The organism is Nocardia sp. NPDC057663, assembly GCF_042799895.1.
Classification (GTDB): Bacteria; Actinomycetota; Actinomycetes; order Mycobacteriales; family Mycobacteriaceae; genus Nocardia.
Map to the genome: position 1 here is coordinate 678,529 of NZ_JBHVHX010000002.1, position 22,967 is coordinate 701,495.

Annotated in this window: 19 protein-coding genes and 2 pseudogenes; 7 read left to right on the forward strand and 14 right to left on the reverse strand. The window is 70.7% G+C overall.

Annotation, left to right across the window (positions count from 1 at the left end; translation table 11 throughout):
- Positions 1–32: 32 nt before the first annotated feature.
- The 8 genes from ACFVAV_RS07760 to ACFVAV_RS07795 all read right to left on the reverse strand — a co-directional run bounded on the left by ACFVAV_RS07760 (position 33) and on the right by ACFVAV_RS07795 (position 7,813).
- On the reverse strand, positions 33–1,253 hold the full coding sequence (locus ACFVAV_RS07760; RefSeq protein WP_379031615.1) for a cytochrome P450: 1,221 nt from the start codon (positions 1,251–1,253) through the stop codon (positions 33–35).
- A gap of 65 nt (positions 1,254–1,318) precedes the next feature.
- Positions 1,319–2,569 (reverse strand): cytochrome P450, encoded by a 1,251-nt coding sequence (locus ACFVAV_RS07765; protein WP_379031617.1) that lies wholly within the window; start codon positions 2,567–2,569, stop codon positions 1,319–1,321.
- Positions 2,566–3,180, reverse strand: coding sequence for an ATP/GTP-binding protein (locus ACFVAV_RS07770; protein ID WP_379031620.1), 615 nt, complete (start codon positions 3,178–3,180; stop codon positions 2,566–2,568). The genes ACFVAV_RS07765 and ACFVAV_RS07770 overlap by 4 nt, the downstream gene beginning before the upstream one ends.
- Positions 3,161–3,505, reverse strand: coding sequence for a DUF742 domain-containing protein (locus tag ACFVAV_RS07775; protein WP_379031622.1), 345 nt, complete (start codon positions 3,503–3,505; stop codon positions 3,161–3,163). The genes ACFVAV_RS07770 and ACFVAV_RS07775 overlap by 20 nt, the downstream gene beginning before the upstream one ends.
- On the reverse strand, positions 3,502–3,912 hold the full coding sequence (locus tag ACFVAV_RS07780) for a roadblock/LC7 domain-containing protein (RefSeq protein WP_379031626.1): 411 nt from the start codon (positions 3,910–3,912) through the stop codon (positions 3,502–3,504). The genes ACFVAV_RS07775 and ACFVAV_RS07780 overlap by 4 nt, the downstream gene beginning before the upstream one ends.
- Complete coding sequence (locus ACFVAV_RS07785) at positions 3,909–5,363, reverse strand: sensor histidine kinase (RefSeq protein ID WP_379031629.1); 1,455 nt, start codon at positions 5,361–5,363, stop codon at positions 3,909–3,911. Before ACFVAV_RS07785 ends, ACFVAV_RS07780 begins: the two co-directional genes overlap by 4 nt.
- A 210-nt stretch (positions 5,364–5,573) precedes the next feature.
- Positions 5,574–6,818, reverse strand: coding sequence for an SGNH/GDSL hydrolase family protein (locus tag ACFVAV_RS07790; RefSeq protein ID WP_379031632.1), 1,245 nt, complete (start codon positions 6,816–6,818; stop codon positions 5,574–5,576).
- Complete coding sequence (locus tag ACFVAV_RS07795) at positions 6,815–7,813, reverse strand: saccharopine dehydrogenase NADP-binding domain-containing protein (RefSeq protein WP_379031635.1); 999 nt, start codon at positions 7,811–7,813, stop codon at positions 6,815–6,817. The genes ACFVAV_RS07790 and ACFVAV_RS07795 overlap by 4 nt, the downstream gene beginning before the upstream one ends.
- A gap of 117 nt (positions 7,814–7,930) precedes the next feature.
- Between ACFVAV_RS07795 and ACFVAV_RS07800 the strand changes: the two genes are divergently transcribed.
- Positions 7,931–8,845: an AraC family transcriptional regulator gene (locus ACFVAV_RS07800; RefSeq protein ID WP_379031638.1), complete on the forward strand. Its 915-nt coding sequence runs from the start codon at positions 7,931–7,933 to the stop codon at positions 8,843–8,845.
- A gap of 5 nt (positions 8,846–8,850) precedes the next feature.
- Here the strand turns inward: ACFVAV_RS07800 and ACFVAV_RS07805 are convergent, their stop codons facing one another.
- Entirely contained in the window at positions 8,851–9,258 is a 408-nt protein-coding gene (locus ACFVAV_RS07805) for a RidA family protein (protein WP_379031640.1), read from the reverse strand.
- Positions 9,259–9,319: 61 nt separating this feature from the next.
- Here ACFVAV_RS07805 and ACFVAV_RS07810 point away from each other — a divergent pair, with 61 nt between their 5' ends.
- Positions 9,320–9,928 (forward strand): TetR/AcrR family transcriptional regulator, encoded by a 609-nt coding sequence (locus tag ACFVAV_RS07810; protein ID WP_379031644.1) that lies wholly within the window; start codon positions 9,320–9,322, stop codon positions 9,926–9,928.
- Here the strand turns inward: ACFVAV_RS07810 and bla are convergent.
- Positions 9,921–10,813 (reverse strand): annotated as a pseudogene (gene bla / locus ACFVAV_RS07815) (class A beta-lactamase). The gene ACFVAV_RS07810 and the pseudogene bla sit on opposite strands and share 8 nt — an antisense overlap.
- Before the next feature lie 171 nt (positions 10,814–10,984).
- Here bla and ACFVAV_RS07820 point away from each other — a divergent pair.
- From ACFVAV_RS07820 to ACFVAV_RS07835, 4 genes and pseudogenes are all read left to right on the forward strand, one after another.
- Complete coding sequence (locus ACFVAV_RS07820; protein ID WP_379031647.1) at positions 10,985–11,860, forward strand: LysR family transcriptional regulator; 876 nt, start codon at positions 10,985–10,987, stop codon at positions 11,858–11,860.
- Complete coding sequence (locus ACFVAV_RS07825; protein ID WP_379031650.1) at positions 11,857–12,747, forward strand: serine hydrolase; 891 nt, start codon at positions 11,857–11,859, stop codon at positions 12,745–12,747. The genes ACFVAV_RS07820 and ACFVAV_RS07825 overlap by 4 nt, the downstream gene beginning before the upstream one ends.
- A gap of 75 nt (positions 12,748–12,822) precedes the next feature.
- Positions 12,823–13,167: pseudogene (locus ACFVAV_RS07830) on the forward strand (arabinosyltransferase); the annotation flags it as partial.
- A gap of 348 nt (positions 13,168–13,515) precedes the next feature.
- Positions 13,516–16,923 (forward strand): arabinosyltransferase domain-containing protein, encoded by a 3,408-nt coding sequence (locus tag ACFVAV_RS07835; RefSeq protein WP_379031843.1) that lies wholly within the window; start codon positions 13,516–13,518, stop codon positions 16,921–16,923.
- A 65-nt stretch (positions 16,924–16,988) separates the two neighbouring features.
- Here the strand turns inward: ACFVAV_RS07835 and ACFVAV_RS07840 are convergent, their stop codons facing one another.
- The 3 genes from ACFVAV_RS07840 to ACFVAV_RS07850 form a co-directional block, all read right to left on the reverse strand.
- Positions 16,989–18,098 carry an alpha/beta hydrolase gene (locus ACFVAV_RS07840; protein WP_379031651.1) on the reverse strand — a complete coding sequence of 370 codons (1,110 nt, stop codon included), beginning with the start codon at positions 18,096–18,098 and terminating at the stop codon, positions 16,989–16,991.
- Between the two features lie 234 nt (positions 18,099–18,332).
- On the reverse strand, positions 18,333–20,003 hold the full coding sequence (locus tag ACFVAV_RS07845; protein ID WP_379031654.1) for a protein kinase: 1,671 nt from the start codon (positions 20,001–20,003) through the stop codon (positions 18,333–18,335).
- Positions 20,004–20,097: 94 nt separating this feature from the next.
- Positions 20,098–21,006 (reverse strand): alpha/beta hydrolase family esterase, encoded by a 909-nt coding sequence (locus ACFVAV_RS07850; protein WP_379031846.1) that lies wholly within the window; start codon positions 21,004–21,006, stop codon positions 20,098–20,100.
- A 194-nt stretch (positions 21,007–21,200) separates the two neighbouring features.
- Here ACFVAV_RS07850 and ACFVAV_RS07855 point away from each other — a divergent pair, with 194 nt between their 5' ends.
- Positions 21,201–22,334 (forward strand): metallophosphoesterase, encoded by a 1,134-nt coding sequence (locus ACFVAV_RS07855; RefSeq protein WP_379031657.1) that lies wholly within the window; start codon positions 21,201–21,203, stop codon positions 22,332–22,334.
- Here the strand turns inward: ACFVAV_RS07855 and ACFVAV_RS07860 are convergent.
- Positions 22,303–22,953 carry a TetR/AcrR family transcriptional regulator gene (locus ACFVAV_RS07860; protein ID WP_379031660.1) on the reverse strand — a complete coding sequence of 217 codons (651 nt, stop codon included), beginning with the start codon at positions 22,951–22,953 and terminating at the stop codon, positions 22,303–22,305. The genes ACFVAV_RS07855 and ACFVAV_RS07860 overlap by 32 nt on opposite strands.
- Positions 22,954–22,967 lie beyond the last annotated feature (14 nt).

Genomic DNA, 22,967 nt, shown 5'->3' on the forward strand with positions numbered 1-22,967 from the left:
GCGCAAGACCACCGGGCGCGACGCGACGCCGGTCAGTTCAGGATGATCGGCAACGCGGCCAGATCGTTCTGCGTGAGCACCGGCAGGTTGCCGAGCTCGCTGTCGGGCACGGCCAGGCGCAGGTCCGGGAAGCGGGCGAACAGCGCGGGCAGCGCGATCGCGGCCTCCAGCCGGGACAGGGCGGCGCCGGGGCAGATGTGCGGGCCGTAGCCGAAGGCCAGGTGGCGGTTGGCGGTCGGGCGGGTCACGTCGAACTCGTCGGCGGTCTCGCCGTGCACGGCGGTGTCGCGGCCGATGGCGCGGTAGGACATCACCACGCCCTCGCCCTTGGCGATCACGGTGTCGCCGACGGTGATGTCCTCGGTGGCGAAGCGCATCAGCAGGTGCGAGACCGGGCCGTCCCAGCGCAGCGACTCCTCGATGACCTGCTTCCAGTCCACATCGCCCGCAAGGACTTTCGCCAGCTGCTCGGGTTCACCCAGCAGCGCGCGCACGGTGTTGACGATCAGGCTCACGGTGGTCTCGTGCCCGGCGGCGACGAGGGCCTTGATGTTGCCGATCGCCTCTTCCTCGGTGAGCGGCTCGCCGCCCTCGTCGGCCACGACGAACGCCGAGGTGAGGTCGTCGCCCGGGTTGGCGATCTTCTGCTTGACCTGGTCGGTGAAGTACACGTCGAGCTCGCCGATCACGCGCAGCCGCTCGTCCTGCGGGGTCATCACCGAGAAGAACTTCTTGTACCACTCGAGCAGCTGCGGGTGGTCGGCGCGCTCGACACCCATCAGCTCGCCGACGACGCGCATCGGCAGCGGGTAGGCGAAGACCGACTTGAGGTCGACCGGCGCGCCCTCGGCGCCCGCGGCCGCGAGATCGTCGAGCAGCTCGGCGGTGAGCCGCTCGATCACCGGGCGCAGTTCCTCGAGCCGGCGCGGCGCCAGCGCCTGCGCGGTCTTGAGCCGCAACCTGCGGTGCTCGGCGCCGTCGACGGTGAACATCGACCGGCCCGCGTCGACCATGCCGATCAGCGGCCACTGGTCGGTCACCACGCCGTCGGCGTACAGCGACCACGCGTTGATGTCCTTGACCAGGCGGGCATCGGTCGTCAGCTGACGCGCGATCGCATGGTCGGTGACGGTCCAGGCGGGCACACCGAGCAGCTCGATGCGGGTGATCTGGCCTTGGGCGCGTAGTCGGGCGGTCTCTCCGTTGAGGTCGCCGACCATGGGGTCGATGGCGAAAGGGCACTGGGAACTCACGACGAACCTCCGACGGGTCTGACTGGTGTGAAATGTCACTGCCGGGCAGTGCGGTCTCTCGACACTTAGCCGAGAGGTCTAACTGGTGTGAAACGTACGGGCAGTGCGGTCATGCCCCGAAGGAAAGCCGAAGGTCGCCGGGTGAGTTCGTCGGCGGGGACGGCCAGGTCGACATCGGGGAGCCGGTCGAGCAGCACCTCGATCCCGGTCCTGGCGATGATCTCGGCGATCTGCTGCGCCGGGAAGGGGCAGCGGTATTCGCCGTAGCTGAACGCGAAGTGCGCGTTGTTGCCGGTCGGCACCGTGTCACCGTCGGTGAACGACTGGCGGATGTGCGGGTCGAGATTGGCCGCAGCCAGGCCGAGCAGCAGCATGTCGCCCGCCCGGATGGTCTGATCGGCCAGGCGGGTGTCGCGCGCGGCCCACCGCCCGGACAGGATCGAGGTCGGGCCCTCTTCCCAGAGCACCTCGTTCATGGCCTGACCGACGCTGCGCCTGCCGCCGCCGAGCGCCGCCGCGAACCGGTCGTCGACGAGCATCAGCCGCATGGCGCTGCCGATCCAGTCCGCGGTCGGCAGCTGGCCCGCGGCCATGATAGCCATCAGGTCCATCATGTATTCCTCGTCGGTGAACGGCTCGGGGTCGGCCAGCATCAACGACACCAGATCACCTGCGGGGCGGGCCTTCTTGGTCGCGACCAGGCGCGCCATATGTTCGGCGAACCGCGCGTACCCGGTCTGCGCGTCCGCGCCGCCGTCGGCGAGCGCCTTCATGACGTGGACGAGGTCGGCGGCATCGGTGTCGACCAGGCCGAGGACCCGGCTGAGCGCGAGGACCGGCAACGCTTCGGCGAACTCGGCGACCAGGTCGGCGGTCCCGCGGCCGCAGAACCGGTCGATCAGCCCGTCCGCGAGTTCCTCACACGCACGGCGCAATTCGTAATGGTCCACCGCGTCCAGCGCGGGCTCCACCATCGCGAGGTGCCTGCGATGCTCGGCGCCGGCGGTGAAGTAGATCGACGGCATCGGCCGCCCGACCATCGGCAGCAGCGGCCAGTCCTCGGGCACCCGGCCCCACTGGTTCCACAGCGACACATCGCGCGGGAACAGCAGCGGATCGCTGGTCACCTGATGCAGTTCGCGGTAGCCGATGATCAGCCAGGCGGGGAAACCGCCGGGCAGTTCGACCGCGACCACCGGGCCGTGGTCACGCCGCATCCGGCGGTAGACCTCGTGCGGTTCGATGTGGAACTCGGGACCGCTCAGCGGCACCGCGCCGGTGATCGGGCAGGCGCCGGTGCCGGTGGGTGTGCTCATGAGACCGTCTCCCCGTGCGGAACAGCGGAATACAGGTGCTCGACCAGGGCGATCAGCACCTGCTTGCTCGATTCGCGCGAGCGCGCGTCACACATCAGCAGCGGCACCGCGGGATCGAGGTCGAGCGCGTCGCGCACCTCCTGCGGTGCGTGCGAGTCACCGAAGTCGTTGCAGGCCACCATGAACGGGGTGCCCTGGTGTTCGAGCCGGTCGATCGCGTACCAGGAGTCACTGATCCGGCGCTGGTCGACCAGCACGATCGCGCCGAGCGCACCGGTGAACAGCCGGTCCCACAGGAACCAGAACCGTTGCTGCCCCGGCGCGCCGAACAGATACAGCACATGTTCGTCGTCGAGGGTGATCCGGCCGAAGTCGAAGGCGACGGTGGTGGTGGACTTGCCCGGCACGCCGGTGGCGTCGTCGATCCCGGCACCGACGTCGGTCATCGTCGCCTCGGTGTCCAGCGGCCGGATCTCGCTGACCGACTGCACCAATGTCGTTTTGCCGACACCGAATCCACCGATGACGACGATCTTCAACCCGTGCTTGGCCGTGCTGTGCAGCGGCGCCCGGGATCGCTCGGGCGCGATATCAGAGCTTGCGAAGTCCAACGAGCACCTTCTCGAGAGTGGAGGCATCCAGCGACATCGCCGCCGACAGCGGTGGACGAACGGTGATCTTGCCCGCGTGCAGCAGATCGGCCAGCAGAACCGTGGCGACCCCGACCGGCAGGCGCAGTTCCGCCGCGATCTCCACGACCGCGGTCGGCGCCCGGCACATGTCCAGGATCGCGACCTGCTCCGATGTCATGCCCGCCGACGGCGCCGATTCGCTGACCACCAGGGTCACCAGGTCGAAATCCTCGGTGGCCGGGGCGCGCCCGCCGGTCAGCGTGTAGAACCGGTCGGGATCATCGTCGCGGCCGACCCTGGTCAATTCGGCGCTCCGCGTCTCGGCTGGGCAGCCATATGCTCGCCGAGCTGTTCGACCAGCTCGTGCATGGTGTGCCCGACCAGCCCCGCGTCGGCGTCCTCGGCGGCGACGACCGCTAAGTGCGCGCCGCTGCCCGCCTCGACCACGAACAGGATGCCGCCGTAGAACTCGGTCATCGACTGGCGGACACCGCCACGCCCGTCACCGAACTCGACGGATGCCCCGTGCGACAGGCTCTGGAAGCCGGCGGCGATCGCGGCCAGCTGATCGGCGCGGTCCACATCGAGTTCCGAGGTGTGGCAGATCTTCAGGCCGTCGCCGGACAGCAGCAGTGCGTGCCGGGTTCGTGGGGTGCGGGCGAGCAGCTTCTCGAGCAGCCAGCCGAGGTTCGCTGCGGCGGTGGTGGTCATCGGTCCTCCATGGGGTCGGGAGCAGTGGCGGCGCTGCCTGGTTGGTGGCCTGACTGGTGCGGCCCGCGGCCCGGCGCGGATCGCTGGAACGCGCCGAGAGCGGCCGGTTTTGCCGGTGCGGCGTCGGCGACCGGGGCGGTGGCCAGGCCCTCGGGGTGGACTTTGGCCAGGGTGTCGCCCCTGCGCCGTTTGGGCAGCGCGGGCGAGGTCGACACCGCGGGCGCCGGAGCGTCGGCGCCGGCCTGGCGGGCGTGCTGACCGATGGTTTCGGGCCGGCCGAGCTCGGTGGACTCGGTGGTCCGCGCGTGCTGCGGACGTGGCGTCGGGGTGTCGAACTGCCCCAGGGTGCCGAGCTGGCTGTCGGCGCGACGCGGGGTCGGCGCGGACAGCGGGGTGGCACCACGGCTGCGGCGTTCGGCGCGGGCGGTGAGTTCGCGCGGGACAACCACGACGACCGCGGTGCCGCCGATCGCCGACGGCCGGTACGACACGGTGAGTTCGTGTTTGCGCGCCAGGTGACCGACCACCGCGAGGCCGAGCCGGGTGCCCGACAGCGAGGCCAGGTCGGCGCCCTTGCCCTGGTGCGAGCGGCCGCTGACGGCGGCTTCGGCGCGACGCAGTGCGGAGTCGCTCATCACGAGTCCGCTGTCCTCGATCGTGATCACCACGCCCGCGGGCACTTCCGCGGCGTAGACGTGCACCTCGGTGGTGGGCGGGGAGAAGTTACAGGCGTTGTCGAGCAGTTCGGCGAGGCTGTGCATGACGCCTTCGGCGGCGTGACCGGCGATGCCGACCTCGGCGACGGCCCGCAGCCGCACGCGCTGGTAGCCGGCCACCCGGCCCATCGCGCCGCGCAGGATCGATTCCATCGCAATCGGTTTCGCCCACCGGCGGCCGGTGCGGGCGCCGCTGAGCACCGCGATGCTGTCGGCGAGTCTGCCCGTCTGCGCGGTGCGGTGGTCGATGTGGAGCAGGTCGGTGAGCACCCGCGGGTCGGCGTGGCGGTGTTCCATCTCGCGCAGTTCGGCCAGCATGCTGGTGGTCATGGCCTGGATGCGGCCCGCGGCGCCGGCGAAGGCGGACAGCGCGGCCGCGCCACGGCGCCCGTTCTCCTGGGCTTCCCAGGCGTAGTGCGTGGCGTGTTCCTCGGCCTGCGCGATCCGCTGACTCGCCTCCGCGACGGTCGCGGCGAGCTGCTGTTCAGACCGCTGAGCGAGGTCCTTCGCCGCCTGCGCTCTGGCCCGCTCCCGCAGCGCCACGAACACTGCGGGACAGGCGATCAGCGCCACTGCGAGCGCGGCGGCGAGTACCGGGAAACCGACGGCGGGTGGCGCGAAAATCGCGGTCACGACGCTGCCGGCCGCCACCACCACTCCGGCGCCGAGTACCACGTAACCGGCAGGCCCCGCGGTCGCCCCGCGCCCGGTATTCTCCCCCGGCGACGCAGCCATCGGCTGCACCATCGGCCTGACTTCCGCAGTACTCACCGGCCCCCAACCATCAATCGTCAAACCAAACACGCAGCACAGCAGCCCGTTTCGATATCGGAGGCGAGCATATCGAGCCCTCGCGCCGACTGCCACTCGTGCGACGAGGGTTCATCACCTGTTCGATTTCGATTCGTTACCGAATTGCAAAGTCCACCATCCCGCGACCTGCGGTTATGTCAGGATCACCGCACCGATCGCCGCCGCCATCGCCGCGTAGCCGGAGTCGTTGGGGTGCAGATGATCACCACTGTCGTAGGTGTCGGCGAGCCGGGTGGGGTCGGTGGGAGCGGCCATCGCGCGGTCGAGATCTACCACCGCGTCGAAGGCGCCCGCCGACCTGATCCAGCCGTTGACCTCCATCCGGACGCGATCCTTGTCGGCCGAGTAGTAGGGCGACCCCGCGAACGGCAGCAGCGTCGCGCCGATGACCCGCACCCCCGCCGCCCGCGCCTCGGCGATCAGCTCGCGGTACCCGGCGACGACCTGTTCGGCCGAAACCTTCGGGGAGAGCAGACCGTCCGGGCCGGTCATGCCGGCGAGACCGATGTCGTTGATGCCGATCAGGACGACCGCCGTGCCCACCCCCGGCTGGCCGAGGACATCGCGGCGAAAGCGGGTGAGCGCGCTGTCGCCGAGGACGGTCGAATCGGTGAGCAGCCGGTTGCCGCTGATCCCCGCGTTCACGACCGCCCCGGGACGCCCCCCGGCGGTGAGCTGACGGGTGAGGTGGTCGGGGTAGCGCTGGTCGGCGTCGATCCCGGAGCGGTAGCCGTCGGTGATCGAATCACCGAATGCGACAGTGACATTGCGGACCCGGCCGGGGCCGACCGTATCGATGCCCGCAAGGTAGTACCAGGACTGAGAGGACTCGGTGAAGGCCGCGGCGTCCGATGCGGCGGTGTGGTCACCGGTCGCGCGGTAGCTCGTCGCGGCGGCCTGGGCGTGCTGGGTGGCGGGGCCGGTGGGCCTGGCGAAGTACAGCGTCACCGTGATCGACTCCCCCGCCGCGAGCGGTGTGGTCGCGCGATCGCTGGAAATCTCGGTGCCCGGCGCGATCTCGAACGCCTCGGCCCCGCCGACGGTCAACCGGCGCACCGTCTCCGGGATCACGGCGGCGCCGCCCGCGCTGCGGGCGACCGTCGCGCCGGCGACCGCGAGCGGTGCCGTGCCATATCTGTTCGACAACCGGACCCTGACCTGCGGTCCGCCGTCGGCCAGCCGAACCACTTGGCGGACAGACTGATCGGCGAATCCTCCGGCCGACCAGTTCGGCGTCACCGCGGTGGCCGGGTGCTGGACCGCGGCCGCCCACGCGCCCGACCATTCCGGTGCTGCGGCTTCGGCACCGCACGCCACCAGGGCAAGCGTGCTGAGGCCCGCGACAGCCAGCGACGCGCGCCTGGCGAGCGCGATCATGCGAGGGTCCACGTCATGCCGAATTCGCGCAGCGCATCGAGGAATTCGACCGGCTCGAACAGCTCGGCCGGTGACTGCGCACCCGGCTTGCCCGCGCCCGCGGCGATCCGGGTGGCGACCTCGACCGCGAGCTGGGCGCTGTTGCGGTAGGCGTCGGGCCCGCTGCCGATGCCGCGCAGCGTCTGCCCGTCGTGGCGGATATCGACGACCATCGAGTACGCGGCGGGTGCCGACGGCGTTTCCGGCGCGGCGGCCAGATGCGCCTCGGTGACGGTGCCGACGACCTCGAAGATCGACTTCGCCAGCACACCTTCCACCGATCCCGCCGTCGTGTGCCGCGGGATCGTCACCACCGACGGCTGCGGAAACTTCAGCACGGCAATGGGTTCGGTGCTGCCGGGCAGCAGGAAGGTATCGCGGCGCGGTTGCGTGCCGGTGTGGAATCCGCCGTCGGACCAGGACAGTCCGCCGCTGGTGAAGACGTCGAGGTTCCGCAGGACCGTGCGCATGCTGCCGCGCGATCCCTCCCCGCCCGGTGCCGCGACATGACTGAGGACGATCTCGTCGGCGCCGCCGAGGCGTTGCGCGCCGAGGTGGGCGAGCAGGTCGCCGAAGATGCCCGCTTCGGTGGTGGCGGTGGCGAGGGTGACGCCCGCGGCGGCGGCGAGCGGCCCGTACTCGGTGAACACCTTCTGGACGAAGAGCTGCTCGCCCGCGACGTCGACGTAGTGGGCGCCCGCGGCGATCGCGGCGCGCAGCACGCCCTCGCCGGTGCCGGTGAAGTCGGGCAGTGTGCTGATCACGATGTCGATGCCGGTGAACGCGGTGACGAGGGCGTCGTGGTCGTCCGCGGCGGCGACCCGGACCTCGGCGCCGGTGTCGGCGAGCCGTGCGGCGTTCCGGCCGACGACCACCGTGTCGATGCCGCGGCCACGCAGTTCCGCCGTGGCGAACCGGCCGACGTGTCCACTGGCTCCGTAGACGGCGATCTTCATGTCGTTCTCCTTGTTCATCGGGATGATGAACTCAGCCTATGAGCCAGACATGAGACAGGAAATCATCCATAATCTCTCTCAGATATCCAATCGTCTCTCATGAGTATTGTTTCTGATATGGATCTCCTCAGCGACGTTCTAGCCACCGCGCGTACCGGTCGTCCCGCCTCCGGCATGTTCGTGCGGCACGCGCCGTGGGGCCGGGCGTATCCGCGCATAGCCGGTGCCGGATTCCATGTGGTTCTCCAGGGCTCGTGCTGGTTGACGCGGCCCGATGCGGACCCGATCGCGCTGGGCGCGGGCGATGCGGTGTTCATGCCGCGCGGTGTCGCCCACGATCTGCTCGACCAGCTCGACAGCCGGATCACCGAGACGGCCGGACCCGGCGACATCCGGTTCGTCGACGGTCCCGGCGCTCCCGCGACGCTGCTGTGCGGCTCCTACCAGCTGGCTGCCGACCGCACCCACCCGCTGCTGGCGGAACTGCCCGAGGTGGTGCACATTCCGGCCCGGCTCGGCACCCATCCGTCGCTGCGCGCCGCCGTCGACCTGCTCGCCGACGAACTCACCGACACCCATCCCGGCGCCGACGCCGCGATTCCCCCGCTGCTGGATCTGCTGCTGCTCTATCTGCTGCGCGCCCGGCTCGCGGAGACCCGGGAGTCGTCGGGATGGGCCGCCGCTGTCGCCGACGCCGACATCTCCCGATCCTTGCGCGCCATCCACGACGACCCCGCGCACGGCTGGACCGTCGAATCCCTGGGCGCCCGAGCCGGTCTCAGCCGCGCCGCCTTCGCCCGGCGGTTCACCGGTCTCGTCGGCGAACCGCCGCTGACCTACCTCACCCGCTGGCGCATGCTCACCGCCGCTCGCCTGCTCCGCGACACCGACCAGCCGCTGGCCACGGTGGCCCGGCACAGCGGTTACGGCTCCGAGTACGCCTTCGGCAAAGCGTTCAAGCGTGAATTCGGCACGGCCCCAGGCCGTTATCGCACGACCGGCGCGGAGGTTCTGGTCGCCGGCGCGAGATGAGCGCCTCAGGCGAGGACCGCGGTGGCCTCGACTTCGACCATGAGGTCGGGTTCGCCGAGCGCGGCGACACCGAGGAGGGTGATCGGCTTGACCGGGTCGACGCCGAGCTTGGCGGCGGCGCGGGCGACGCCTTCGCCCAGGAGCGGGAACTTGTCGGGGCCCCAGTCCACGACGTAGATGGTCAGCTTCGCGACATCGTCGAAACTGCCGCCGATCTCGGCCAGCGCGGTGCCGATATTGAGGTAGGCCTGCTCGACCTGGGCGGCGAAATCACCGGCGCCGACCGGGTTTCCGTCGGCGTCACGAGCGACCTGGCCTGCCAGGAACACGAGCCGCGAGCCGGTCGCGATCGACAGCTGCCGATATACCTCGGACTTGGGCAGCCCCTCCGGATTCACCAGTTCCACAGCCATGATTTCTCCCGCTCGCAGGGTTGACGCTTCATAACATAGCATTGATATGTAATCTGGCGCCATGGCCAGGACGAAGAATCCCGCGGTGCGGTCGATGCTGATCGAGCGGGCGGCGCAGCTGCTGCGCGAACGACAGCCGGTCACGCTGCGCGGACTCGTCGCGGGAACGGCGGTCTCGACGATGGCCGTCTATACGTATTTCGACGGGATGGACGGACTGTGGCGCGCGGTCCGGCAGGAGGGGTTCACCCGGCTGGCCGCGCGACTGTCCGAGGTGCCCGACACCGACGACCCGGTGCACGATCTGGCCGCACTCGGCAGCGCCTACCTGGCCAACGCGCTCGCCAATCCCGATCTCTACCGGGTGATGTTCGACGCCGGGTTCGCGCTCGAGGACGCCCCGGCCGCCGACGCCACCTTGGAACGTCTCGTGGTCGCGGTCGAATCAGCCAGGGCGACACATCGTTTCCGGCACGATGTCGACCCGCTGGATCTGGCCACGCAGAGCTGGACCATCGGACACGGGCTGGCCGGCCTGGTCGCGACCGGCCCGCTGCCACCGGCCGCCCTCGGCTACGGCATCCCCCTGCTCACCGCGTTGTTCGTGGCGGCCGGTGATGATCCCGAGCGGTGTGCGCGATCGGTGGCGTCGGGATGGAGTGTCAGTTGAGCTCGCCCACAGCCGCTTTCGTCGCTTCCGCCACGAGTTCGTTCGACGGTTCGGCGTTCTGCTCCGGCTTGGTGGACAGGACCGCGAGCACGAGCGGCGCGCGGCCCGGGGGCCAGGCCACGGCGACATCGAGCGCCGAACCGTAGGCCGGGGTACCGGTCTTGTCGCCGACGACCCAGTCCGCGGGCAAGCCCGCCTTGATCCGCTTGGCGCCGGTGACACTGGCTTTCAGCCACGCGGCGAGCTGGGCGCGTTCGGGTTCGTGCAGTGCGGTATCGACGACGAGGGCGCGATAGTCGGCGACCAATGCGGCGGCGGTGGTGGTGTCGCGTTCGTCGCCCGGAATCGCGGTGTTGAGTTCGGGCTCCCAGCGATCCAGGCGGGACACGGTGTCGCCGAGGGTACGCAGGAAAGCGGTGAATCCAGCGGGGCCGCCGAGCAATCGGAGCAGCATATTGCCCGCGGTGTGTCGGACTGGGTGATCGCGGCATCGCAGAGCGCGGCGACGGTCATGCCCATGTCGACATGCTTGGCCGTCTCCGGTGAGTTCACGACGATATCGGCGGCGGTGTAGTGGATCACCTGGTCGAAGTAGCCGGTCGACAGCGGATGGGCTTGCAGGAGACCGCCGCAGGCCAGGCCTTTGAAGGTCGAGGCCATCGGAAAGCGTTCGTCCGCCCGGTAGGTGACGGTGCGGCCGGAACCGGTGTCGACCACCGACAGGCCGAGGCGGGCGCCGTAGGTCATTTCCAGGGCGGCGAACGTGGGCGTCGCCGGCGACGTCTCGGGGGTGGTGGCACCGGTGCTGTTCGAACAGGCGGTGAGGGCGACGGCGGACAGTGCCACCGCGACGGCGGTGAGGCGCCTGCGGAGGGTGGTGGTCACGGAGGGAGTCACCGCTGCACCCCATCACCGCAGGCACCGCCGGGGCCAATACCGCAGGCCCGTGAGCCCTAGTCGCCTTCGATATCGGCGCAGGTCGCCGACGGGACAAGGGCGAGAACGGTTGTCCGCCCGTGGCCGATCGGGGGTGGTCGCCGGGTCCGCGCTGGTTCAATGGCCGACATGGATCTGCTGCGTCATCTCCGGTTCTTCGTCGCGATCGCCGACGAGGGCCACTTCGGGCGGGCCGCCGCCGCATTGGAGATGACGCAACCGCCGCTGTCCCAGGGACTGCGGCGGCTGGAACAGCATCTCGACCTCGAGCTGATCCACCGCACCAGTCAGGGCGCGATGCTCACCGCCGCGGGCAGGCAGCTGCTGCCGCGGGCCCGGCTGCTCGTCGGCGACGCCGACCGGCTGCTCGCCGAATCGCAGCGGATCGCCCAGCGCAGCGGGACAGTGCGATTCGCGGCCACGGCGGCGCTGCCCGACCGGCTGGTCGCCGCGTGCGTCACCGCGCTGCGCACCTGCGGCGGCACGGTCTCCACCGCGCTCGGCCCGACCGTCGACCTCGTGACGGAGGTACGGGCCGGGGTGTGCGATGTCGCGGTGATCGAGCATCCGGCGCTGGTCGACGGCATCGACGCGGGGCCGGTCGTGAAGCTGCCGCGCTGGCTGGTCGTGCCCGCCGAACACCGCACCACCACCGCCGAGCGCCCCATCTTCCCGATGCTCGCCGGTCTGCATTTCGCGCACCCGGCCCGCGCCGCCAACCCGCCCGCCTTCGACACCGTGCTCGACCTGCTGCGCGAACGCGGACTGGACGCGACCACCCTGACCGCCCCCGACGACCGGGCGGTACTGGCCGCGGTCGCCGCGGGCACGAGTTTCGGCCTCACCGCCACCCCGCCGACGCCGACACCCGGTGTCGCCTGGCTGACGCTCGCCCCACAGTCGGTTGCCTTGCGGGTCAGGATCATTCGCCGGGCCGATGCCGCCGCGCATGCCGACGTACTGGATCGGGTGCTCTACCGGGAACGACTGCGATGAGCTCGGCGGCCGAGCGGATCCGAGCCGTCTTCGCCGACGCGGGCTGCACCGGGTGGCTCCACGCCCGCCGCTGTGACAGCTCCCCCGCCGAGGTGTCGGTCGGCGGTAGCGAGCGGGTGGTCACCGCGTCGGTGTACAAGCTGCTGCTGTTCGTGGCGTTCTGCCGGCAGGTCGACGAGGGCCGGATCGACCCGGTCGCCCGGATCACCGTCGACCCCGCCGACTGCACGCCCGGCCCCACCGGACTGGCGACCCTGCACGATCCGGTCACCCTGAGCCGGCGCGACCTGGCGACCTCGATGATGACGGTGTCCGACAACGCCGCCGCCGATGTGCTGCTCGGCGACATCGGCCTCGCCGCGGTGACGGACCTCGTCGACGAACTCGGCCTCACCGAGACCCGCGTCATCGGCGGCACCGCCGACCAGCACCGCAGCCTGGTCCGCGACACCGACACCCACACCACCGCGGAAGCCTTCGCCGCGCTCGCCGACAACGACGACGCCTGGACCGTGTCGGCCTACGACCCCGCCTACGCCAGCGCGACCACACCGGAGGAGATGACCCGTTTCCTGCGGCTGCTGTGGGGCGGTGCCGTGTTGTCCACGGCGAGCACCGGATTCGTGCGCACCGTGATGGGCAGCCAGATCTGGCCGCATCGGATCGCGGCGGCCTTCCCGCATCGCGGCGTCCTCGTCGCGGGGAAGACCGGCACCATCGGCGTGATCCGCAACGAGGTGGCGGTGATCGAATTCCCGGACGAAACCCCGGTCGCCGTCGCGGTTTTCACCCGCGCCGCCCGCGCCGACCCGACCCTGCCCGTCGTCGACGCGGCCATCGGTGAAGCCGCCCGCATCGCCGTCACCGAACTGCGCCGCCCCCGCTGAGCCACCACGCCCAGGCGGTGATGGCTAGCATCAGCGTTCGTGGGTGGAGATTCTTCCGGCTTCGGCCGGGTTCAGATGGCTGGGATCGTGGCGGGGGTCGTCGGGGTGGCGCTGGCGGTGTCGGCTCCGTTACTGCCCGTTCGGCAGGAGCGCGCGAGCCTGGATTGGCCGCAGCCGCAGTCGATGCAACTCAGCGCGCCGCTGGTGGACTACGTGCCGCTGTCGCTCGATGTGAGCATTCCGTGCACGGCCTTGCGGGACATGACCGGCGCGACGGTGTTGTCGACGGTTCCGCCGCAGGCGCCGCGGGCGGGGTCGAAGGGTCTGGTCGCGCGGATCGAGGATCGCCCGGAGACGGGGCGGACACTCGCCGTCGTGTTGCGGGATCGGTTGCTGCTCAGCGCGTCGCTGGCCGATATCGCCGGTGCGCCGGGGGATGCGCCAGCTAGTGGTGTGCCGGGTTCGGCGCCGGGTGGGGGTCAACCGTCCGGCACCGAGCCAGGAGCGCCGTCCACGGACAATGCCGCGCCTGACGGCAGTCGGCAGATAGCTGGACCGCCGCCGGGCGCGCCGCCCTCCGGCGCGACACCCCCGCCTGGGGCCGCAGCGCAGGGGCCCGGAACATCCCCTTCAGCGACGAATCCGCCGCCCGGGGCCGCGCCGACAGCACCTGGAGCGCCACCTCAGGGAACCAACCCGCCCACCGGAACCGCGTCGGCAGCACCCGGAGCACCGCCCCCGGTAACCAGCCCGCCGACCGGTTCCGCTCTGTCGGCGCCGGGAGGTCCACCGTCAGCGGCCAATCCGCCGACGGGCGCGCCAACGGGCAACCGACCCCCGGGTGCCGATGCACCGCCGGGCGGTGGAACACCTGGTGCCGCAACGGAGAACGGGCAGGCTGCCCGATGCACGGCATTGACTATCACGTCGACAGCGACGAGTACGACTGCCGAACTCACCGGCATGACCAAGGCCGACGGCTCGCCGATGCGGACGACCGTGGATTCCGATGTGCGTCCGCAGATAGTCGGCGTCTACACCGAGCTGGATCGGGGGCGGATGGGTGATGCCCGTCTGCATGCCGAGATCGATGCGCGGTTCTCGTCGAGTCCGAGCGGGTGGAAGCTGGCGGCGATCGTCGGCGCCGTGCTCTGCGCGTTGCTCGCGCTGATCTGCTTGCATCGCACCGATATTCGCGATGGGCGCAGGTCCCGGCGCATCCTGCCCGCCCGCTGGTGGCGGTTCACCGGTCTCGACGCGACGGTCGCGGGCACACTGCTCCTCTGGCACGTGATCGGCGCGAACAGTTCCGACGACGGCTACATCCTGACGATGGCGCGGGCGTCGCGGGAAGCCGGATACACGGCCAACTACTACCGCTGGTTCCAGGTCGCCGAGGCGCCGTTCGGCTGGCCGTACGAAGTGCTCGCGCAGATGACCCGGATCAGCGATGCCGGCTTGTGGATGCGGCTGCCCGCGCTGCTCGCCGGGCTGGTGTGCTGGCTGGTGCTCAGCCGGGAAGTGTTGCCGCGCCTGGGTTCCCGGGCCGCCGCGAGCACACCGGCGCGCTGGACCGCGGCCCTGGTGTTCCTGTCGATGTGGTTGCCCTACAACAACGGCCTGCGCCCGGAACCGCTGATCGCAGTCGGCGCGCTCCTCACCTGGTGCTCGATGGAACGGGCGATCGCGACCCGCCGCCTGCTGCCCGCCGCCGTCGCGGTCCTGATCGCCGCGTTCTCCCTGGCCGCAGGTCCGACGGGGCTGATCTGCCTGGCGGCGCTGCTGGCCGGTTCACGACCGGTCCTCCGGACGCTCATCACCCGTGCCACAACAGGTTCGGGGCCCGCGTTGCTGCGCTATGCGGCCTTGCTGGCGCCGATCGCCGCCGCGGGCACCCTGGTCCTGGTCGTCGTCTTCGCCGACCAGACCTTCTCGACCGTGCTGGAGGCAACCAGGGTCCGCCAGCTCGTCGGCCCCGACATGTCCTGGTTCGAGGAACGCACCCGCTGGGATTCGCTGCTGTCGGTGAACCCCGACGGTTCCCTGGCCCGGCGATTCGGCGTCTTCGCCATGCTCCTGTGCCTGGCCGTCGGCATCCTGGTGACCCTCCGCCGCGGCGGCCGCATCCCCGCGACCGCCCGCGGCCCCGTCACCCGCATCCTCGCCGTCACCTTCATGGCGCTGCTGCTGATGATGTTCACCCCCACCAAGTGGACCCACCACTTCGGCGTCTACGCGGGCCTGGCCGGCGCCCTCGCCGCCGTCACCGCGGTAGCACTGAGCCGCGCCTTCCTGCGTCCCCACCTCCGCACCCTGTTCGCCGCAGCGGTGCTGTTCCTGCTGGCCGTCTGCTTCACCGGCTCCAACGGCTACTGGTACGTCTCCGGCTACGGCGTCCCCTGGCCCGACCGCGCCCCGAGCCTCGGCGGAATCGAGGTCTCGACCATCCTCCTCGCCGCCACCACGCTGACCCTGCTCATCGCCCTCTGGCAGTACTACCGAACCCCCGACGAGAACTCCCGGCCACTCGAAACATCGACTCGCAGCGAGGCATCCGGCCGCCGCGCCGTCGGCACGATCGATCGAAAAGCCGTCGCCGATGACACCTCGAACGCTGCAAGCGCTGCGACTGCGGACGCCACCAGCACGGCGGATGCTCGCGGGGCCGAGAGTTCCGCTGGGGCGATCGGTGCTGTCGGATCCAGCGGCACGGTCAACCGCACAGCTACACGGCATTTCAGGTTCCCGGTAGTTGCGCCGCTCACGGTGGCCACCGCCGCGATGGTGCTGTTCGACGTGGGATCGCTGGCCACAGCTGCTGTCTCGCAGTACCCCGCGTATTCGGTCGGGTTGTCGAACCTGCGCACGCTGACCGGCGATCAATGCGCCATGGCCGGTGATGTGCTGGTCGAGACCAATACCGCAGACTCGCTCCTCACGCCGTACACGGGCACCGTCGCCGACGGGCTCGCTGCCGAGAACACCGGCTTCACCCCGAACGGAATCGGCAGCCTCGCGCCCGACCCCGGCCCGGGCCAATCCTCCGCGCCCCCATCAGGTTCGGGGCCCGCACCCGGCGGACCAGGAGGCGCAGGCCCAGGAGGCAGCGGCCCTGGTGGCCCCGGCCCGAGCGGTCCGGGCGGCGGTGGACCGGGCGGGCCCGGCGGATCGGCTCCCGGTGGCGCCGGAGGCTCGAGCCCCGGTGGATCGGCTCCGAGTGGCCCGGGCGGTTCGGCTCCCGGCGGCACCGGAGGATCAGCCCCGGCCGCCCCCGGCGGTCCGGGTGGTTCGGCCGCAGGCAACGGCGCCCCCAACGGCACAGCACCGGGTGGACCGGGCGCTGCACAGGGAGTCAACGGCAGCACAGTGGCACTCCCCTTCGGCCTCGTCCCGGAGCGCACCCCCGTACTCGGCAGCTACTCCACCGGCGCACCTCAGCGCACCCAGCTGACCACCCAGTGGTACCGACTGGATCTGACTGCCGCACAGCAGGATCCCGCGTATCGAGTGCTGATCCTGACGGTCGCCGGGCGCATCGAGTCCGTCGCACCGGACGGCTCACGCCTGCCCGGTCAGCGATTGCGGCTGGAGTTCGCCCAGCGTGCGGACGACGGAACCGTCACGCCCCTGGGCGAATCGACGCCGCCGACGGTCGGCGGTGCGCCGGGATGGCGCAACCTGCCGATCGACCTGGACCAGGTGCCCGCGGGAACCACGGCGGTCCGTCTCGTCGCCGAGGCCGGTGAACCCGATCCGATGCAGTGGCTGGCGGTCACCCCGCCGCGTCTGCCGAAACTGTCGTCGCTGAACACGGTGGTCGGCAGCACCGATCCGGTGCTCGCGGATTGGCATGTGGGGCTGGCGTTCCCGTGTCAGCGGCCGTTCGATCACCGCACGGGTGTCGCCGAGATGCCGCTGTGGCGGATCCAGCCGGACAAGCTCAACGCGCAGGTCTCCGAGACCTGGCAGGGCGACACCGGCGGCGGCCCGCTCGGCTGGACCGGCATGCTCATGCAGTCGCGCACCATCCCGGCCTACCTCGCCGACGACTGGACCAGGGACTGGGGCGAACTCCAGCGCCTCACCCGCCTGGTCGCCGCACCACCGGCCGAGATCACCGTCCGCGACGACACCGCGTGGGGCTGGACGAACGAAAGCCCCATCAGGACAGGCTGATCCGCGACAAACAGAAACCGCCGTCGCCTCCATGGAAGCAACGGCGGTTTCTCGTACGGGACCGACTACTTCCCTGGCTCACCCGCAGGCGGCTGACCACCGGCGGGCGGCTGACCACCCGGCGCACCGGCAGGCGGCTCACCACCGGCGGGCGGCGCACCGGCGGGCAGCGGCTTACCGATATTGCGCGCCATATCGGGCATCAGCCGAATGGCGACCTGCTCCCAGGTACCCCAGTTGTGGATACCGATATCGGGGAAGTCGTAGCTGACGTTCGTGTAGCCCAGTGCGGTGATGCGCTTTTCGAACGATCGCGTGTTGGCCAGCGCGATCGCCTCGAGCGGCATGCCCTGGGTGATCGCGTCGACCGAGGACAGGTCCTGGTCGGCAGGCTTGGCGCTACCCGCCGAGATGTAGAGGCGGGTGTTGTTGGCGATCAGCTTCTCGGCGAACCCGTACGGGTCCATCCGCCGCCACTTCTCGCTGCCCGCGGGCGCCATCGCCTCGATGTTGTAGCCACCGCTGGCGATCATCGCCGCGCCGAGCGCCTCCCGCATGCCCGGCGTCGACATGTGCAGGTAGCCCGACAGCGAACCGGCATAGGTGAACTGCTCCGGGTGGTAGGCCGCCATCAACAGCGCCGCGCTGCCACCGCTGGACAGGCCGACCACACCGTTGCGGGTCGAGCTGAAGCCCAGCTTGCTCTTCAGCGCGTCGGGCAGGGTCTTGGTGATGAAGGTTTCCCACTGATAGGCGTTGACCTTGCCGTTGGTGTCCTCCCAGCCGCCGATGGCCGACCCGGAGTCCGCGCTCGGCAGCGCCGAACCGTCGGGGTTGACGCCGAAGAAGTTGCTCGGCTGGTCCCAGTCGGCGTAGAAGCTGGACTGGCCGCCGACCGGCATCACCACATTGATGTTGAACTTCGCCATCTGCGCCGGGATGGAGGTGTGCTTCTCCCACCCGTTCAGGTCGTCCTCGGCGCGCTCACCGTCGAGCAGGTAGACCACCCGGTCGGTGTTGCCGTCGGCGGCCCGGATGATGCGGGTGTTGATGGTGCCCATCGAGGAATCGACCCGGAAGTCGATCGCCGACGGGTCGGCATCCGCTGCCGCGGGACCCACCGCGGCCACCGATGCCCCGAGCGGCAGCAGCGCGGTCGCGACAGCACCGGCCATGGTGCGCCGGAGCCTGCTGGTTCTGGGTCGGCGCTCCTGCGCCCCTCCCACAGTTACGCCAAGCATGATCGGAGTACAGACCTTTCCGTTGTGCGGCACCGCCGCTCCCCACTCCACCCGGCCGCGACACGACACGACAGTCTGCGGGCGGATCCTGCCGGGCAGCATAGCGCGCCCCCGATCCGGGGGGCACATCGAAAACCGATGTGACGCAGTTCTCTTCGCTGCGGAAGCTCAACCTGCCGGGTCGATGCGGGAGATGCAGAATCCGTTCGCGGCTTGGTCGAGGGTGAGGTCGACCGCGGTCGTCACACCGTCGGTGCTGGTCACCGGCGCGCTGACCGTCACGGCCGAACCTGCCGTGCCACGGACCGTGAGCGCCTTGTCGTCGAAGCGCCGGATCCCGGACAGCGCACTGCCCGGCTGAGCGCCGGTGCACAGCAGCGGGTAGTCCGGTTCCACGTCGGCCGGGTTCACCGGATAACCGACGACCCGGCTCAGATAGCGCTCGGCGGTGTAGCGGGCCTGCTCGTCGGTGAGCCGTGTCGCCGCCCTGTCGCTGACGATCGGGCAACCGTAGGTGGACCGTAACTCGCTGGGGCGCAAGCTCACCTGGAGCACATCGTTCTGCCAATAAGGGCCGAATCGGCCGAGGATCCCCGGGCGGCGCACCGCGTCGGTGATCTGCTGGACGTCGCCGTACATCCGGGGGATCTCGGCGGGCGACTGGGTCCAGCACTTGCGGATCAGCGCGCTCATGTCACCGGCGAGGACGTCGTCGAGCCAGGGACGCAGGGCCGTCGCCGCGGTCGGGCTGTCCGGCACCGCCCCGATCTGCGCGACCGCTGAGGTAGTCGGCCCGCCGGAGTTACCGGTCATCGCACGGTCTTTGGCGGTCAGCACGGCGAACGCGGTCACCCCGGCTACCACCGCCGCGGCGCCGACTCCGACCAGGACTCTCCGCATCCGCGACCTGCCTTGCGGCGATGCGGGATCACGGGAGAACCGTGGCTGCGACGCCTGTGTTTCTCGCGGCAGCACAGCGGTATCCCCCGTCACCGGACTGCCGGTGAGCGCCGCGACCGCCGCGTCGGCGAGCGCACCGCAGCTGGCGAACCGATCGGCCGGGTTCTTCGCCATGCCGCGCGCGATCACCGCGTCCAGGGCGAGCGGCAACGTCGGATTGCCTGCCGACGGACGCGGTGGCGGTTCGATCAGGTGCGCGCTGATCAACGCGGCCGGGCTCTCCCGCTGGAACGGGACGAAACCGGTGAGCAGCTCGTAGAGGGTGCCGCCGAGGGCGTACACATCGGTGCGCACGTCGAGCGGATCGCCCTCGAGCTGTTCGGGCGCCGCGTACGCGAGGGTGCCGAGCACCGAGCCCGCCGAGGTGAGGCTGGTCGTCTCCCCCATGCTGCGGGCGATCCCGAAGTCGGTGACCAGCACCTCGTCGGTGCCGTCCTCGGCGCGCGCGATCAGCAGGTTGGCCGGTTTGATGTCGCGATGCAGCAGGCCCTGCCGGTGCGCGTAGTCCAGGCCCTTGGCCGCCTCGGCGACGATGCGTACCGCCCGCTCGGGCGTGAGCACCGACAGACCCTGGCGCAGCAGCTGCGCCGCGTCGAGGCCGTCGACGAACTGCATCGCGATCCACAGCCGGTCACCGTCGACGCCACGGTCGAAGATCTGCACGACGTTCGGGTGCCGCAACCGGGCGGCCAGGTCGGCCTCGCGCTCGAATCGCGCCCGGAACGTCGGTTCCACCGCGAGCCGCGCGTCGAGCACCTTCACCGCGTCCCGGCGCGGCAGCCGTGGATGTTGGGCCAGATAGACCGCGCCCATTCCCCCGCCGCCGAGCCTGCGTTCGATGCGGTATCCCGCAAGGATCGCCCCTGGCCCGAACTCCATCACTGCTCCTTCGCATCACGACCACCCACGTGACTGCGATCAGGCTATCCGCCGCGACGCACCGCCGCGGGAGGCCGGATTCGCCTGTGCCGGTTCAGCGGTGGTGCACGGCGAAGAAATCCCAGATCAGCCTGGTCGCGTCTATCGCATCGGACGGGCGGTCCGCACCGAGCCGCTCGAGCGGGGACAGCTCGGCGCCCGGCCACCGGTGTCCGGCACCCGCCACCGTGACGAGGTCGACCGCACGCCCGTCACGGCAGCTCGCCCGCATGGTCGTGACGCGATCATCGGTCGACGACACCGGCGGCGCGCAGTCGTCGACCGCCCGCCAGAAACCGTTCAGCTCCGGCACCGACGGTCCGTCAATCCGGGCGACACCGCTGCCGGGCGCACCGTCGTAGCGGACGTTCTCGTCGTCGGTGCCGTGCACGTGGATCACCGAGGTCGGCGACGGGTGCGGGCAGTCGCCGAGCTGGGTGCCCGCGACGGCACCGACGGCGGCGGCGATCGAGGTCCGGCAGGCCATCGTGTACGCCATCATCGCGCCGTTGCTCATGCCGGTGAGGTAGATCCGGTCGCGGTCGATCGGCATGCTGCGGGCGAGCTCGTCGATCATCGCGGTCAGGAACCCCACGTCGTCGACGCCGGTGCGGCCCGGATTGCCGCAGCAGCCGCCGCCTGCGTTCCAGGCACGGTCGACGCCGTCGGGATAGGCGACGACGAACCCGCCCGCATCGGCCCGCGCATCCCACCCATACGCGCGCTGCGCCTGCTCACCGGTGCCGAGGCCGCCGTGCAACACCACCACCAGCGGCGCCCGCGTCAGCAGCGTGGCAGGCCGGTAGACGCGGTAGCTGCGGGTACGGCCGTCGTGCTCGAGTACCTGCTCGGTCGTCCCCGCGACAACGGGATCAGCGGCCCCGGGGTCATGACGGACGACGACGATGCCGACGACGACAAGCACGACCGTGACGGCCGCGGCAGCGAGCAGGGCGATCCGCATGCGATCAGTCACCCGGCCCGCACACAGCCGGGCGACGAGCCGGTCGATCCGGCGGCGAGCAGGGCGATCCGCATGCCACCAGTCAACCGGCCCGCACGCTGCCGGGCAATGGGCCGGGCGATCCGGCAGCGCTAGGCTGGATGATCTAGTCGTGGCCGCGACCCTCCGGGCGGCCCTGCGCAGGACGGGACCCCGTGAGACTCGCTGTACGCCTGATGTTGATGTTGCTGATTCCGGCGGTGCTGTTCGCCCTGCCCTGGTGGACCCTGGTGGCGGCGCCTTCCGGCGGCACCGGACCGCTGTTCTGGATCGGGACCGTGGTCTGCGTGCTGGGTTACCTGTGCCTGCCCGCCGCGATGTTCTTCGGTCACGGACCCGCCCAATCCGATCCGGCGGTCATTGTCGGCGACAGCATGCTCGGCGTGCTGTGGGTCGTGTTCTCGTGGTCGGTGATCGGTGTGTTCGCCCGGGGCGCGCTGGCGGTCGCCGGGGTCGACGGCGCGCAGGCGGCGCGGATCGTGGCGCTCGGCGTGCTGGCGGTCTCGGTGACGCTGGTCGCCTACGGCGTGTACGAGGCGCGCCGGGTGCCGCGGGTCCGCACCGTCGACGTCGCGATCCGGGGCCTCGCCGAGGGGCTGGACGGACTGCGCGTCGTGGTCGTCACCGACACCCACTTCGCCGCGCTCGACCGGCAGCAGTGGTCGGAGCGGGTGGTCGACGTGGTCAACGCCCAGCGGCCCGACATCGCCTGCCACGCCGGCGATCTCGCCGACGGCTCGGTGGTGAAGCGGAGCGCCCAGGTCGACCCGCTCGCCCGCGTCGAAGCCCCGCTCGGCCGGTTCTACATCACCGGCAACCACGAGTACTTCGGCGACGCGCAGGGCTGGATCGACCACATGGCCTCGATCGGCTGGCAGCCGCTGCACAACGCGCACCGGACCGTCGACCGCGACGGTGACCGGCTGATCGTCGCCGGTATCGACGACCCCACCGGCGCGGGCCTGCCCGGCCACGGTCCCGATCTGCCCGCCGCGCTCGCGGGCACCGACCCGGACCTGCCGGTCGTCCTGCTGGCCCATCAGCCCAAGCAGATCGCCGACAGCTCCGCGGCCGGTGTCGCCCTGCAGATCTCGGGGCACACCCACGGCGGCCAGATCTGGCCGTTCCACTACCTGGTCCGGCTCGACCAGCCGGTCGTCGCCGGCCTGAGCAGGCACGCGAACAACACCCAGCTCTACACCAGCCGCGGCACCGGCTACTGGGGCCCGCCACTGCGGGTCTTCGCACCCAGCGAGATCACCGTCCTGGTACTGCATCCGGAGCGGTGACGGGCGTCGACCAGGTCTCGGTCGGCAGCAGGTTCGCGGTGAGCGCGTTGGTGGCCACGGTGGCGACGAGGTGGGCGAGTTCCGTTGCGCGCGCAGAGTCTTCGTCGAGCACGATCAGCCAGGCGAACAGCGGACCCAGCAGCAATGCCTGGACGAGCGCCGCGTCCGGCCGGTGGGTCAGTTCGCCGCGGGTGATCGCGCGGTCGAGCAAGGTCGTGATGATGCCGCGTTCCACGGCCAGGAAGGTCTCCGCGAAGCGGGTGCGCAGCTCGGGGTCGGCGCGGATATCGGCGAGCAGGCCGGTCAGGGTGCCGGCGCCGGGGCCGCGCAGCTGCTCGGCGATCTGCTCGGTCAGCGCGCTCAGATCGCCGTGCAGTGTCCCGGTGTCGGCGGGCGATTCCTCGCGCAGGTCGTGCAGCAGGACCGCGAAGGTCATCTCCTGTTTGGTGGCATAGCGGCGGTAGATCGAGGCCTTGCCGACTCCGGCGGTCGCCGCCACCGCGTCGACGGTCAGCCCCGCGTAACCGCTCTCCCCGATCACGGCGCGCACCGCCGCCGCGATCGCGGTGTCCACCCGTTGCTCGCGGGGGCGTCCCCCCGCGTGTTTCGACGTCGCCATGGCGGGATCATACG

Excerpts from the sequence above, each read along its gene's own strand:
- ACFVAV_RS07765 (WP_379031617.1), bottom strand. The coding sequence starts at position 2,569 with ATGAGCACACCCACCGGCACCGGCGCCTGCCCGATCACCGGCGCGGTG.
- ACFVAV_RS07800 (WP_379031638.1), top strand. The coding sequence starts at position 7,931 with ATGGATCTCCTCAGCGACGTTCTAGCCACCGCGCGTACCGGTCGTCCC.
- ACFVAV_RS07825 (WP_379031650.1), top strand. The coding sequence starts at position 11,857 with ATGAGCTCGGCGGCCGAGCGGATCCGAGCCGTCTTCGCCGACGCGGGC.
- ACFVAV_RS07785 (WP_379031629.1), bottom strand. The coding sequence starts at position 5,363 with ATGGCTGCGTCGCCGGGGGAGAATACCGGGCGCGGGGCGACCGCGGGG.
- ACFVAV_RS07795 (WP_379031635.1), bottom strand. The coding sequence starts at position 7,813 with ATGAAGATCGCCGTCTACGGAGCCAGTGGACACGTCGGCCGGTTCGCC.
- ACFVAV_RS07850 (WP_379031846.1), bottom strand. The coding sequence starts at position 21,006 with ATGCGGATCGCCCTGCTCGCTGCCGCGGCCGTCACGGTCGTGCTTGTC.
- ACFVAV_RS07845 (WP_379031654.1), bottom strand. The coding sequence starts at position 20,003 with ATGGAGTTCGGGCCAGGGGCGATCCTTGCGGGATACCGCATCGAACGC.
- ACFVAV_RS07820 (WP_379031647.1), top strand. The coding sequence starts at position 10,985 with ATGGCCGACATGGATCTGCTGCGTCATCTCCGGTTCTTCGTCGCGATC.
- ACFVAV_RS07790 (WP_379031632.1), bottom strand. The coding sequence starts at position 6,818 with ATGATCGCGCTCGCCAGGCGCGCGTCGCTGGCTGTCGCGGGCCTCAGC.
- ACFVAV_RS07840 (WP_379031651.1), bottom strand. The coding sequence starts at position 18,098 with ATGGCCGGTGCTGTCGCGACCGCGCTGCTGCCGCTCGGGGCATCGGTG.
- ACFVAV_RS07810 (WP_379031644.1), top strand. The coding sequence starts at position 9,320 with ATGGCCAGGACGAAGAATCCCGCGGTGCGGTCGATGCTGATCGAGCGG.
- ACFVAV_RS07805 (WP_379031640.1), bottom strand. The coding sequence starts at position 9,258 with ATGGCTGTGGAACTGGTGAATCCGGAGGGGCTGCCCAAGTCCGAGGTA.
- ACFVAV_RS07780 (WP_379031626.1), bottom strand. The coding sequence starts at position 3,912 with ATGACCACCACCGCCGCAGCGAACCTCGGCTGGCTGCTCGAGAAGCTG.
- ACFVAV_RS07860 (WP_379031660.1), bottom strand. The coding sequence starts at position 22,953 with ATGGCGACGTCGAAACACGCGGGGGGACGCCCCCGCGAGCAACGGGTG.